The sequence below is a fragment of the Allosaccharopolyspora coralli genome, from assembly GCF_009664835.1.
GTDB lineage: Bacteria > Actinomycetota > Actinomycetes > Mycobacteriales > Pseudonocardiaceae > Allosaccharopolyspora > Allosaccharopolyspora coralli.
In genome coordinates this window covers 788,544-801,006 of sequence record NZ_CP045929.1, presented here as the reverse complement: position 1 = coordinate 801,006, position 12,463 = coordinate 788,544, and the positions used below count along the sequence as shown (strand labels likewise).

The following is a 12,463-nucleotide window of genomic DNA, read 5'->3' as shown; positions in this document are numbered from 1 at the left end:
CACGGTTCGCGGTGGGCGAACGGGAAGACAGTCGGCGTCAGGACAGAGCGCTCCGTAGCGCGTCCGGAGTGGTGACAGGGCGGTCGCAGACGAATCCGCGACAGACGTAGGCCGCCGAGGCGCCTTCGACGAGCGGACGCCCCGCCAGGAGCGGCACCCCCGTCTCGTCCGGCTCGCCTGCGACCACGACCGCGCCGCCCGGCGCCCTGCCCCGGGCGGCGTCGAGCAGCTCCCGGCGGGAGGGATCGTCCGCGCCGGCCACGGCGATCTGCAACGGACCGTGCTGAGCCGCCTCGGCCGCCGCGAGCCAGTGCCCGGCGAAGCGGGGTGCCCGGTGGGCGAGCAGACCCGCCCGGCCGAGCGCCGCGTCCGCTGCCTCCCGGTAGCGCGCCGACCGTGCCGCGTCGGTGAGCACCGACGCGGTGAGCAGGGCATGGGTGACTGCGGAGGCACCCGAGGGACTGGCGTTGTCGGCGGGCTCGGACGGGCGTCGCACGAGTGTTTCCGCGTCGGATGCCGTGTCGTGGAAGACGCCCGCTTCGTCCTGGTCGCAGAACTGCTCCAGCGCGGTGTCGAGCAGTTCGCACGCGGCGTCGAGCCACCGCGCCGAACCGGTCGCCTGGTGCAACGCGAGCAGGCCGTCGGCGAGGCAACCGTAGTCCTCCAACACGCCGGCCGCCGTTCCGGCGACACCGTGCCGTGACGTGCGCACCACTCTGCCGTCTCGCACGTGCAGACTCAGCAACAGCTCGGCGGCGCGTTCGGCGGCAGCCAGCCAGGCGGGCTCGTCCAGCGCGATCGACGCCTCGACGAGTCCGGCGATCATCATACCGTTCCACGCGGTGACGACCTTGTCGTCGATCCCCGGCTGGGGCCGCAGGTCCCGCGCCTGCAACAACACCCGGCGCACCCGCTCGAACCGTTCGTGATCGTCCGGGTCCTCAGGGAGCTGCAGCGTGGACGAGCCGTGTTCGAACGTGCCTGCTTCGGTGACACCGAACAGCTCGGTCGCCCACGCGCCGTCGTCGTCGCCGAGGACGCTGCACAGCTGCTCGGGTGTCCACACGTACGTGAGTCCCTCGACCCCGTCGGTGTCGGCATCGAGCGACGCCGCGAAACCGCCCTCCGGAGTACGCATGTCGCGGAGCAGGAAATCGGCGGTCTCGCGCGTCACCCGAGCGGCCCAGTCCCGCCGTGGCGCGAGATGTGCGTAGGCGCGCAGGAGCAGAGCGTTGTCGTAGAGCATCTTCTCGAAATGCGGCACGACCCAGCGTGCGTCGACGCTGTAGCGCGCGAAACCGCCCGCGAGCTGGTCGTACATGCCACTGCGGGCCATCGCTTCGGCGGTGCGCTCGGCCATGTCCCTGGCCTGCGCACCGGTTCCTTCGTCACCGAGACGGGCATGGTGGCGCAGTAGGAACTCCAGCACCATCGAGGGCGGAAACTTCGGCGCGCTGCCGAAACCGCCGTTCGCGCTGTCGAACTCCTCGTGCAGTCCGGACACCGCCGTGACCAGCGTGTCCGAGTCCACAGCGGATTCCGGCAGCACGGTTCGCTGCGAGGAGAGTTGCTCAACGACAGTCGAGGCGGCCTCGCGGACCTCGCCGCCACGCTCGGTCCACGCCTCGACGACGGCCGAGAGCAGCTGCCGGAACGAGGGAATCCCCTGCATCGGCCGCGGCGGCGAGTAGGTGCCGCAGTGGAACGGTTCCGCGTCCGGGGTGAGGAAGCAGGTCATCGGCCAGCCGCCCTGGCCGGTCATCGCCTGCGTGGCCTCCATGTACACCGCGTCGACATCGGGGCGTTCCTCGCGGTCGACCTTGATGGTGACGAAGTTCTCGTTCATGATCGCCGCGATCTCGGGGTCTTCGAAGGACTCGTGCGCCATGACGTGGCACCAGTGGCAGGCCGCGTAGCCGACCGACAACAGCACCGGCACGTCCCGGCGACGGGCCTCCTCGAATGCTTCGGCCGACCAGGGCCACCAGTCGACGGGGTTGTCCGCGTGCTGGAGCAGGTAAGGACTCGTCGCGTCCGCAAGCCGTTCCGCCATGCCCCCACCCTGCCAGCCGCAACCGCGCGCCGTGCCCCCGGAGCACATGAAGCGAACGGCACTTTCGCCCCACCAGACGAGGCGAAAGTGCCGTTCGCTCGGTTGGAATTCAGCGGAAAGTGGTCACGCGGTGCTCGTGTCGCTGCCCTTCGCGGGTTCGGCCGACTCGTCCCCGGCTTCGGCCGCCTCGGCTTCCGCCCGGGCCGCAGCCTGCTCCTCCGCGCGTTTGACGTGCGCGGGAGCCGCGTCGGCGGCTTTCTGCTCGTCGAACGACGTCGGAAGCTTCTTCAGGTGCTTGGTCATCGAACGGATGAGGAACGCCACCGCGATACCGAAAGCGATGAGCAGGAACAACCCCACCGGCGAGGACTTTCCGAAGTCTTCGCCCTGGCCACCGCCCGGGAACTGCGCCAACACCGTGGTGGCGGCGGCGCCGACGATCAACATGCCGTGACCCTTTCCTGCACGCCGGTGAACAGGTCGTCCTCCGGCAACGTCGTGTCCACCAGCGACCGCACCAGCTCGTACTCCTCAGTGGGCCACAGCTCGCGTTGCACGTCCAGCGGCACCGCGAACCAGCGGCTCGTCGGGTCGATCTGGGTGGCGTGCGCGCGCAGCGCGTCGTCGCGAGCCTCGAAGTGGTCCGCGCACTCGACCTGCGTGGTGACCCGGTCGAACGGATCCGGGCGCGAGGTGTCCCAACGCTCCAGCCACTCACCGTACGGCGACTCGAGTTCGCGGTCGGTCAACGCGTGGTGGAACATCTCGATCTTCTTCCGGGAGAAGCCGTGCGAGTAGTACAGCTTCAACGGTTGCCAGGGCTCACCGGCGCCCGGGTACAGATCGGGGTCGCCCGCCGCGTCGAACGCTGCCATCGACACCTCGTGGGTACGGATGTGGTCCGGGTGCGGGTAGCCACCGTTCTCGTCGTAGGTGATCACCACGTGCGGCCGGAACTCGCGCAGCACCTTCACCAGCTCTGCGGTCGAGGTCTCCAGCGGCGTCAGCGCGAAACAGCCCTCGGGCAACGGCGGCGGCGGATCGCCCTCGGGGAGCCCGGAGTCGAGGAACCCCAGCCAACGGTGCTGCACACCGAGGATCGACGCCGCGGTCGCCATCTCCTCCCGGCGTACCGAGGTGAGGTTCTCCACGACGTCGGGGCGGTCCATCGCGGGGTTGAGGATGCTGCCCGCTTCACCGCCGGTGCAGGTGACCACCATCACTTCGTGGCCCTCGTCCACGTATCGCGCCGTCGTGGCCGCGCCTTTGCTCGACTCGTCGTCCGGATGCGCGTGCACGGTCATCAGACGCAGCTTCTCGGCCATCGCCGGGCGGTCCCTCCTGCTCCAGAGCTCCTCCGAGCCCGTTCCGTCGGTCCGAGCGCCCACGATCCGAGCAGCGACAGCTCGGATACCCCAGCGCCACCGGACACAGCCCCGGCGACGAGCGATCGTGGACCCCGGGGATACTCAACGCCGTAGTCGTCTCCCATTGTTCCCGGGGGACCGACAGTTCCGACGGGCAGGTCGGCGAATCGAGCGGGAGGGCGACCGTGGCACTACCGGACCCACCGGCGGACCGCTACGGCTCGCGTGGGGGCGACCGACGGCCGCCGGTATGGGCCCGGTGGTTGCTGATCGGACTCGGCGCCGTAGTACTACTCGCCGTGACGCTCATCGGGTACCGGAACTGGGGGAGCCCCCCGATCCAGGGCGAACAGCTCGCGTTCCGGGTGCTCGACGACCGGTCGGTACACATCACTCTCGAGGTGCAGCGTGACGACCCGGTCGAGCCCGCCGCGTGCGTCGTGCGTGCCCGGGAGGTCGATGGCGCCGAGGTCGGCCGCAAGGAGGTCTTCGTCGCCCCGTCCCAGGGCACGACCCGGCTGGACACGGTGCTCACGACCTCCGAACGGCCGGTCACAGGCGAGGTCTACGGGTGCACGTACCGCGTTCCCGAGTACTTGTCCAGCCAGACGCGGCCAACCGAGTGAACCACGCTCGGTAGCCACCGCCGGCGCCCGAAAATCGGCGTCGCGGCGGCCTGTGACGTGCTAGAGTCGATGACAGCACGGCCCCGGGCGGGCCGTGTTTTTCCGTTTCCTGGCTGCGGCGGTCGAACCGCGCCGGGGTGGAGACGGCCCGCGGAGTGCGGTGCCGACGTCGACGAGGAGTGGTGACCGTGAGCGAGACCCAGGTGACCTGGCTGACCCAAGAGGCGTACGACCGGCTCAAGGGTGAGCTGGACGAGCTCGTGGCCAACCGTCCTGCGATCGCCGCGAAGATCAACGAGGCGCGGGAGGAAGGCGACCTCAAGGAGAACGGCGGGTACCACGCCGCGCGCGAGGAGCAGGGGCAGGTGGAGGGCCGCATCCGGCAGCTCCAGGAGCTGCTCCGCACCGCCCAGGTCGGCGACACCCCGACGGAGTCCGGAATCGCCCGGCCCGGCTCGGTCCTCACCGTGCGGTACGACGGCGAGGACGACACGGAGCAGTTCCTGCTCGCCAACCGGGAGGAAGGCGCGCACGGCGAGCTCGAGGTGTACTCCCCCAGTTCCCCGCTCGGCCAGGCCTTGCTGGAGGCCAAGGAGGGCGAGACCCGGGAGTACGAGCTGCCTCAGGGCGGCACCATGAAGGTCACGCTCGTGAAGGCGGAGCCCTTCACCGGCTGAGCAGTCCGACTCGACGGCGGGCGTCCGGGGATTCCCCGGGCGCCCGTTGTCGTGCGGCAGGCAGTCCCGAGGCGTGAGCCTTTTTAGTTGCTATAGCCACCGAAAAGGCTCACGCCTCGGGACTGGCGCGCCCATGCTCGCCGTGCCCGTCCCGTTCACGGGCGGTCCGCGCCGGAAGGTGCGCTCGCTGTTCAGTCTGCTCAGTTTCGGCGATCGGACCGCTCCCACATTGGGCAATCTGTACAGCTAATCGGACGTCTGTTGCTCACGATGTCTGCCCGGTGCACGCTGATCGCATCGAGACCAGGCCACCACAGGGAGGGCACCGTGACCGGGACCGTCAACCAGCCCAGCCGCTCCGGCGCGATCGACGACGTCACCTTCGACCAGATGAAGCAGCTCGTCGGCCTCGTCGACCACGACGCGACGAAGGACCCGTTCCCGGTGCGCGCGTTGGACGCCGTCGTCTTCGTCGTCGGCAACGCCACCCAGAGCGCGGTGTTCTACCAGGCCGCATTCGGCATGGAACTCATCGCCTACTCGGGGCCCGAGAACGGCAACCGCGACCACAAGGCCTACGTCCTCAAGTCCGGCTCCGCCCGCTTCGTCCTCAAGGGCGCCGTCGAGCCGACCAGTGAGCTCGTCCCACACCACGCCAAGCACGGCGACGGCGTGGTCGACCTCGCGCTCGAGGTCTCCGACGTGGACAAGTGCGTCGAGCACGCCCGTGCCCAGGGAGCGACCGTGCTCGAAGAGCCGAACGACGTCGCCGACGAGCACGGCACGATTCGCCGCGCGGCCATCGCGACCTACGGCGAAACCCGCCACACGCTCATCGACCGTTCCGGGTATTCGGGTCCGTACCTGCCCGGTTACGTCGCGAAGCGCGGCAGCTTCGTCAAGCCCGAGGGCGCGCCGAAGCGCGTGTTCCAGGCCGTCGACCACTGCGTCGGCAACGTCGAGCTCGGCAAGATGGACGAGTGGGTGTCGTTCTACAACCGCGTCATGGGCTTCGTGAACATGACCGAGTTCGTCGGCGACGACATCGCGACGGAGTACTCGGCGCTGATGAGCAAGGTCGTCGCCAACGGCAACCACCGGGTGAAGTTCCCACTCAACGAGCCGGCGCTCGGCAAGAAGCGCTCGCAGATCGACGAGTACCTCGACTTCTACGCCGGGCCCGGCTGCCAGCACATCGCCCTGGCCACCGGCGACATCGTCCGCAGCATCACCGCGATGAGCGCGGCCGGGATCGAGTTCATCGACGTACCGGACTCCTACTACGACGATCCGGAGCTGCGGGAGCGCATCGGCAACGTGCGGTTGCCGATCGAGGAGCTCAAGAAGCACAACATCCTCGTCGACCGGGACGAGGACGGCTACCTGCTGCAGATCTTCACCAAGCCCATCGGGGACCGCCCGACGATGTTCTACGAGCTCATCGAGCGGCACGGCTCGCTCGGCTTCGGCATCGGCAACTTCAAGGCGTTGTTCGAGGCCATCGAGCGGGAACAGGACCTGCGCGGCAACCTCTGAGCAGGCATAGCGGAAGCGAGTCGTGCTGCGTTGGTGGTTCCGTGGCGGAACCTCGATCCGCGCCACGACTCACCTCGGAAGGGGGGTCGATGGGAGGTCACCGGGACGTGCTGCGTCGCCGGTGACCTCCCATCGTCGTCAGCGGCTGCCGATCACGCGCGTGCCCGACCGCTCCAGCTCCGCGACGACGTGCTCGCGGTGTTCCGGTCCCCGCGTTTCCAGGCTGATCTCGACATCGACCTCGCCGAGCGCGAGCGCACCGGAAATGCGGGAGTGCTCGATGTCGAGGACGTTCGCGGACAGCTCACCGATGTCGGCGAGCAGTGCCGCCAGTGAACCGGGCTGGTCCGGGATGCGGACCCGCAGCGACAGATAGCGCCCCGCGGACGTCATCCCGTGGCTGATCAGCCGGTGCAACAACAGCGGGTCGATGTTGCCGCCGGAGAGCACCGCGACCGTCGGTGAACGGAACTGCTCGGGATGTTCGAGCATGCCCGCGACCGCCGCGACACCCGCCGGTTCGGCGACGAGTTTCGCTCGTTCCAGACACGACAGCAACGCTTGCGACAGCGACTCCTCGCTGACCGTCAGCACACCGTCCACGAGCGCGTTGACGTGCGCGAAGGTCACCTCGCCCGGTTCGGAGACGGCGATCCCGTCGGCCATCGTCCGATTGCTGTCCACCGCCAGTGGGCGTCCGGCCGCCAACGAGCCCGGCCACGCCGCCGCTTGCGCCGCCTGCACCGCCACCACCCGGACGTCGGGGCGCTCGGCCTTCACCGCCGCCGCCACGCCGCTCACGAGCCCGCCGCCGCCGGTCGGGACCGCGATCGTCGCGACCTCAGGGAGCTGCCGCAGGATCTCCACTCCGACCGTGGCCTGCCCGGCGACGATGTCCGGATGGTCGAAGGGGTGGATGAACACCGACCCGGCCTTCTCGGCGTGCTCGACCGCTACCGTGAGCGTGTCCTGCAGGTTCACGCCGCCCACGTGCACTTCGGCACCGTACGACTTGGTCGCCGACAGCTTCGGCAGCGGTGCGCGATCCGGCATGAACACGGTCGACGGGATACCCAGCAGCGATGCCGCGAGCGCGACGCCCTGCGCATGGTTGCCTGCGCTGGCCGCGACGACACCACCAGCGGCCTGCTCGGAGGTGAGATTCCGCAGCCGGGTGAACGCGCCCCGGAGCTTGAACGAACCGGTGCGCTGCAGGTTCTCGCACTTCAGGTAGACCTCGCCGCCGCTGTGCTCACCGAGTACCCGGGAGTGCTCCAGCGGCGTCCGCCGCACCACACCGCCGAGGTGCTCGTGCGCCGTGTGGATCTCCTGCTGGCCGACCAACCGCATGAGGTCATCGTGCCAGCTCCGTGCGAGGCCGACGCGCGGAACGGACCTCGGCTACCCTCGACGGGGCACGGCGCGTGACGAGCCGACTCTGCGGTGTGCGGGGAGGATGCATGACGGGGCTGACGGCGAAAGCGGGCACGCTTCCGCTGATCACCGGCTTCGCCGCCGCGACGGCGTTGTCCGGTGTGGCGCTGTTCACAGTGATCAGTTCCGGCTGCGACGACCCGGGGCGGTACGAGGAGCGCGAAGGCGTGGTGGAGCTGGTCGGCGGTTGCGTGTCCGCAGAGGACGTTCCGGTGGCCCCCGAGGTGCCCACCGAGCCCGACACCCGCCCGCTCGGCGACGGACACGGCCGTTACTGAGTGGCTCCTCATCAGGAGGTTGTGCTCGGGTGGGTCGGTAGCGCAACCTCAGCGCCGGTGGTCCGGCTACGTCCGTGGTGACCGCTCAGCGGCTCCGCCGCTGACACGACACGACGACTGCAAGAACCCCGAAGAGGCCACGCGGGTGCCGGGTGTGGCCTCAGCCCAGCGCGGAGAGCAGGTCGTCGAGCAGGTCGTCGACCTCCTCGATCCCGACGGACAGGCGCACCAGCTCCGACGGAACCTGCAACAGTGAGCCCGCCGTGCTCGCGTGGGTCATCTTGCCGGGGTGCTCGACCAGCGACTCGATGCCGCCGAGCGATTCGGCGAGGGTGAACAGCCGGGTCCGCGAGCACACCTCGAGCGCGGCCTGTTCCCCGTCGACGTGAGTGAACGAGACCATGCCGCCGAACTGGTTCATCTGCTTCGCCGCGACCTCGTGGCCAGGGTGCGACTCGAGGCCCGGGTAGTAGACGCGGCCCACCTTCGGATGACTCTGCAGCGCCGCGACGATCCGCTCCGCGTTCGCGCAGTGCCGGTCCATGCGGACCCCGAGGGTCTTGAGGCCGCGCATCGTGAGGAAGGCGTCGAACGGTCCGGGCACGGCACCGGCGCTGTTCTGCAGGAAGGCGACGTCGGAGGCGAGCTGCTCGTCGGAGGTGATCATCGCTCCGCCGACGACGTCGGAATGCCCGCCGAGGTACTTGGTGGTGGAGTGCAACACCACCTTCGCGCCCAGCTCCAGCGGCTGCTGCAGGTACGGCGAGGCGAAGGTGTTGTCGACGACGAGGGTCGTCCCGGTGTCGTGCGAGAGCTGCGCGAGCGCGGCGATGTCGGCGATCCCCAGCAACGGATTCGTCGGCGTCTCCACCCAGAGCACCTTGGTGTTCGGGCGGATCGCCGACCGCACGGCGTCCACATCGGACAGCCGCACCGGGGTGTACTCGATACCCCAGCCCGCGAGGACCTTGTCGATGAGACGGAACGTGCCGCCGTACGCGTCGTCCGGGATGATCAGGTGGTCACCAGGGCGCATCGTCGCGCGCAGGATCGCGTCGGTCGCGGCCATCCCGGAGGCGAACGCTCGCGCGTGCTGACCGTTCTCCAGCGCGGCCAGCACCTCTTCCAGGGCGGTGCGCGTGGGATTACCGGTGCGCGAGTACTCGTAACCCTGGCGCAGTCCGCCCACGCCGTCCTGCGCGTAGGTCGAGGTCGCGTGGATCGGCGTGATCACGGAGCCGGTGTTCGGGTCTGGTTCCTGCCCGGCATGGATGGCGCGGGTCGCGAAGCCGTCGGTCATGCCTCGCAGCATAATGGTCACGCGGGTGCGGAGCTGCGGTCAGCCGCGAGGTGAGGTTCCACCACGGAACCACCGAGACAGATCAAGCGGCACGCACTCTCAAAAGGCCTTGCAGCATGAGCTGTCGTCGCGTCGTGTCAGCGGCGCAGCCGCTGAGCTGTCACCACGGATGCAGCCGGACCACCCGCGGGTTCTCAGCGCCCTCCTCGCGAGGACAGCGGTTTCGCAGCGTAGGGCGCTACTCAAGAAACCGATCCCGCAGCGAGGAGGGCGCTGAGGTTCCGCCACCCGACCCACCGAGCAACACCTCCTACAGGATTCTTTCGCGGCGGAGGGCTCGGACACAGCAGTGGCCCCCGACCGCGTGGGTCGGGGGCCACTGGACGAGCTCACCTCGGCGGGTCAGCGCCGAATCACCACTGAGGCGGCTGGCCGTACTGCTGCGGGGGCGGCGGGTAGCCCCCCGGCTGCTGCGGCGGCTGCCCATACTGCTGCGGCGGCTGGCCGTACGGCTGCTGGGGCTGACCGTAGGGCTGCTGCGGCGGCTGGCCGTACTGCTGCTGGGGCTGTCCATACGGCTGCTGCGGCTGGCCGTACGACGGCTGTCCCGGAGCCGGGAAGCCGCCCGACTGCGGACCGTCGAACCCGGGCTGCGGGGGCTGGCCGTAGGGCGCCTGCGGCTGCCCCTGAGCCGGGAAGCCGCCGGACTGCGGGCCACCGAAACCAGGGTTCTGTGGCGCACCGTAACCGGGCCCACCCGGGAAGCCGCCCTGCGGTGCGGGATCGGCCGGGACGACGAGCGTGCTCATGATCTTGTCGGCCCAGGTCTGCTTCTTCTCGTCCCACAGCGGAGCCAGGTAGCCGATGTTGCAAGGGAGGCTGTCGACGACGTGGACGATCTGGCGGAGGAAGGCGTTGCCGAAGCCGATCGGCTGGCCCGTCTCCTCGCTGATCAGCTTGGTCTTCGCGACGCCGCGACCGAGCGACTGACCGGTGGTCCCCTGCTTGTAGCCGGAGTTCCAGATAAGGAAACCCAGAAGTGCCAGGTACAAGATTGCATTGAGGCCCATGCCCAAGCCCACGCTGTCACCGGCGATAGCGCTCACGATCAGCGCTAGCACGCCCACTACCGCACCCGGCGCGACGAAGTCGATCAGGTAGCTCAGGGCGCGGGTACCCCACTCGACCGGCTGCCCGACGGGACCGCCGGGCATCATGCCGGGCTGACCGAACCCGCCCTGCGGAGGCGGTGGCCCGAAGCCGGGCTGCGGCTGCGGAGGCTGCGGCGGGTTGAGCGCGGCGTCGAAGGCACTGGGCTCCGGCTGCTGCGCGGGGAAGCCGCCGGACGGCGGGCCGGGCGGCTGTGCGGGAAACCCGCCGGACTGGCTGGGCTGGCCCGGCTGCTGATACATCGGCTGGGGCTGTTGCGGCTGCATCGTCGGCGGCACGACCTGCGTCGAGTCTCCGCCGCCCTGCGGCGCCTGCGGCGGAGGCGGCGTGGGCTGGCCCGGCTGCTGATACATCGGCTGGGGCTGCTGCGGCTGCATCGACGGCGGCACGACCTGCGTCGAGTCCGCCACCGGCTGCTGCTGCGGCTGTTGCTGCGGCGCTCCCGTCGGATTGATCATCTGGGTCGAGTCCGCATTCGGATCGGAACCGCCCTGGTGCTCGGGCTGTCCCTGCGGACCGCCCTGTGGCGGCTGCGGAGAGCTCATCGGGTTGTCGGACCCCCTCGGGTGGACCTGGCGCTGTCGCCGGACACGGTATCCGACCGGGTCGGCGTGTAGTGGTGGCCTATCGGAATCCCGTCACCGGCCGGCGATGAAACCGAGCACGTCCTGGCGAGTGACGACGCCGACGGGCTTGCCGTCGACGAGAACCATGGCGCCGTCGGCGTGGGTGAGCGCGGCCATGGCGGAGCTGATGGTCTCGCCCGCTCCGATCGTCGGCAGCGGCTTCGACATGTGCGTCTCGACCTTGTCGGCGAGATTGGCCTTGCCCGCGAACAACGAGTCGAGCAGGTCGGCCTCGTTGACGGCTCCCGCGACTTCGGCGGCCATGACCGGTGGCTCGGCCTGGACGACCGGCATCTGCGAGACGCCGAACTCGTGGAGGATCGCCACCGCTTCGGCGACCGTCTCGTTCGGGTGCACGTGCACCAGTTCCGGCATCGTGCCGTCTTTGCGCCGCAGCACGTCGCCCACGGAACCGGCCGCGTGATCCGGCGGCAGGAAGCCGTAGGAGGCCATCCACGAGTCGTTGAAGATGGTCTTGAGGTAGCCGCGGCCGCCGTCGGGCAGCATCACGACGATCACGTCGTCGGGACCGGCGGTGGCCGCGACCCGCAGCGCCGCCGCGACCGCCATCCCGCACGAGCCGCCGACGAGCATCGCCTCTTCCCTGGCGAGCCTGCGGGTCATCTGGAAGGAGTCCGCGTCGGTGACGGCGACGATCTCGTCGCAGATGTCGCGGTCGTAAGCGGCGGGCCAGAAGTCCTCCCCGACGCCTTCGACGAGGTAGGGACGGCCCTTTCCGCCGGAGTACACGGACCCCTCCGGATCGGCACCGACGATCTGCACCCGGCCGTCGGAAATCTCCTTGAGGTAGCGCCCGGTACCGGAGATGGTCCCGCCGGTTCCGACGCCCGCGACGAAATGCGTGATTCTTCCCTCGGTCTGTTCCCAGATCTCCGGACCCGTCGAGTGGTAATGCGATTCCGGATTCGACTGGTTCGCGTACTGGTTCGGCTTCCAGCAGCCGTCCTGCGCGGCGAGCCGGTCGGAGACCGAGTAGTACGAGTCGGGGTGTTCCGGCGGGACGGCGGTCGGGCAGACGACGACCTCGGCGCCGTAGGCCTCCAGCACGTTTCGCTTGTCGACGTTGACCTTGTCGGGGCAGACGAACACGCACTGGTAGCCCTTGCGTTGGGCGACCATGGCGAGACCGATGCCGGTGTTGCCGGAGGTCGGTTCGACGATGGTGCCGCCGGGGCGCAGTTCGCCCGAGGCTTCCGCTGCTTCCACCATCCGCAGCGCGATGCGGTCCTTGACACTGCCGCCCGGATTGACGTACTCGACCTTGGCCAGTACCGGCGTCGACAGGCCTGTCGCCAGCGAGTTCAGTTTCACCAGCGGTGTGTTTCCCACCAGGTCGACGACGTGCTCGGCGTACTCCACGACGGGTGCCTCCCCT

11 protein-coding genes are annotated in these 12,463 nt (G+C 69.4%); 4 read left to right on the top strand and 7 right to left on the bottom strand.

All coding sequences use genetic code 11. From position 1 onward, the window contains the following. Positions 1-37: 37 nt before the first annotated feature. The 3 genes from GIY23_RS03840 to mca form a co-directional block, all read right to left on the bottom strand. The gene (locus tag GIY23_RS03840) at positions 38-2,053 is read right to left on the bottom strand and encodes a thioredoxin domain-containing protein (RefSeq protein WP_154075398.1); all 2,016 of its coding nucleotides are present in this window, start codon (positions 2,051-2,053) and stop codon (positions 38-40) included. A 123-nt stretch (positions 2,054-2,176) separates the two neighbouring features. Next, positions 2,177-2,500, bottom strand: a complete 324-nt coding sequence (locus GIY23_RS03835; RefSeq protein ID WP_154075397.1) for a hypothetical protein — start codon at positions 2,498-2,500, stop codon at positions 2,177-2,179. Further along, entirely contained in the window at positions 2,494-3,378 is an 885-nt protein-coding gene (gene mca, locus GIY23_RS03830) for a mycothiol conjugate amidase Mca (RefSeq protein ID WP_154075396.1), read from the bottom strand. The genes GIY23_RS03835 and mca overlap by 7 nt, the downstream gene beginning before the upstream one ends. Before the next feature lie 227 nt (positions 3,379-3,605). Between mca and GIY23_RS03825 the strand changes: the two genes are divergently transcribed. The 3 genes from GIY23_RS03825 (at position 3,606) to hppD (ending at position 6,259) form a co-directional block, all read left to right on the top strand. Beyond that, the gene (locus GIY23_RS03825) at positions 3,606-4,046 is read left to right on the top strand and encodes a DUF4307 domain-containing protein (protein ID WP_154075395.1); all 441 of its coding nucleotides are present in this window, start codon (positions 3,606-3,608) and stop codon (positions 4,044-4,046) included. A 188-nt stretch (positions 4,047-4,234) separates the two neighbouring features. Then, a complete protein-coding gene (greA, locus tag GIY23_RS03820; RefSeq protein ID WP_187352014.1) occupies positions 4,235-4,723 on the top strand; it encodes a transcription elongation factor GreA in 489 nt (162 codons plus the stop codon). A gap of 390 nt (positions 4,724-5,113) precedes the next feature. Then, positions 5,114-6,259 carry a 4-hydroxyphenylpyruvate dioxygenase gene (gene hppD / locus GIY23_RS03815; protein ID WP_228717677.1) on the top strand — a complete coding sequence of 382 codons (1,146 nt, stop codon included), beginning with the start codon at positions 5,114-5,116 and terminating at the stop codon, positions 6,257-6,259. A gap of 138 nt (positions 6,260-6,397) precedes the next feature. Here the strand turns inward: hppD and ilvA are convergent, their stop codons facing one another. Further along, positions 6,398-7,609, bottom strand: a complete 1,212-nt coding sequence (gene ilvA, locus GIY23_RS03810; protein WP_154075392.1) for a threonine ammonia-lyase — start codon at positions 7,607-7,609, stop codon at positions 6,398-6,400. Between the two features lie 110 nt (positions 7,610-7,719). Between ilvA and GIY23_RS03805 the strand changes: the two genes are divergently transcribed. After that, positions 7,720-7,971, top strand: coding sequence for a hypothetical protein (locus GIY23_RS03805; protein WP_154075391.1), 252 nt, complete (start codon positions 7,720-7,722; stop codon positions 7,969-7,971). A gap of 160 nt (positions 7,972-8,131) precedes the next feature. On the opposite strand, the gene GIY23_RS03800 is transcribed toward GIY23_RS03805, so the two are convergent. The 3 genes from GIY23_RS03800 to GIY23_RS03790 all read right to left on the bottom strand — a co-directional run bounded on the left by GIY23_RS03800 (position 8,132) and on the right by GIY23_RS03790 (position 12,447). Further along, positions 8,132-9,271, bottom strand: a complete 1,140-nt coding sequence (locus GIY23_RS03800; protein WP_154075390.1) for a cystathionine gamma-synthase — start codon at positions 9,269-9,271, stop codon at positions 8,132-8,134. A 413-nt stretch (positions 9,272-9,684) separates the two neighbouring features. Beyond that, positions 9,685-10,986 (bottom strand): RDD family protein, encoded by a 1,302-nt coding sequence (locus GIY23_RS23175; RefSeq protein WP_154075389.1) that lies wholly within the window; start codon positions 10,984-10,986, stop codon positions 9,685-9,687. Positions 10,987-11,079: 93 nt separating this feature from the next. Next, entirely contained in the window at positions 11,080-12,447 is a 1,368-nt protein-coding gene (locus GIY23_RS03790; RefSeq protein ID WP_154075388.1) for a cystathionine beta-synthase, read from the bottom strand. Between the last annotated feature and the right edge of the window lie 16 nt (positions 12,448-12,463).

What these genes read in the sequence shown, in the direction of transcription:
- GIY23_RS03840 (WP_154075398.1), bottom strand. Translation starts at nt 2,053, where the DNA reads ATGGCGGAACGGCTTGCGGACGCGACGAGTCCTTACCTGCTCCAGCAC.
- GIY23_RS03835 (WP_154075397.1), bottom strand. Translation starts at nt 2,500, where the DNA reads ATGTTGATCGTCGGCGCCGCCGCCACCACGGTGTTGGCGCAGTTCCCG.
- mca (WP_154075396.1), bottom strand. Translation starts at nt 3,378, where the DNA reads ATGGCCGAGAAGCTGCGTCTGATGACCGTGCACGCGCATCCGGACGAC.
- hppD (WP_228717677.1), top strand. Translation starts at nt 5,114, where the DNA reads ATGAAGCAGCTCGTCGGCCTCGTCGACCACGACGCGACGAAGGACCCG.
- ilvA (WP_154075392.1), bottom strand. Translation starts at nt 7,609, where the DNA reads ATGCGGTTGGTCGGCCAGCAGGAGATCCACACGGCGCACGAGCACCTC.
- GIY23_RS03805 (WP_154075391.1), top strand. Translation starts at nt 7,720, where the DNA reads ATGACGGGGCTGACGGCGAAAGCGGGCACGCTTCCGCTGATCACCGGC.
- GIY23_RS03800 (WP_154075390.1), bottom strand. Translation starts at nt 9,271, where the DNA reads ATGACCGACGGCTTCGCGACCCGCGCCATCCATGCCGGGCAGGAACCA.
- GIY23_RS23175 (WP_154075389.1), bottom strand. Translation starts at nt 10,986, where the DNA reads ATGAGCTCTCCGCAGCCGCCACAGGGCGGTCCGCAGGGACAGCCCGAG.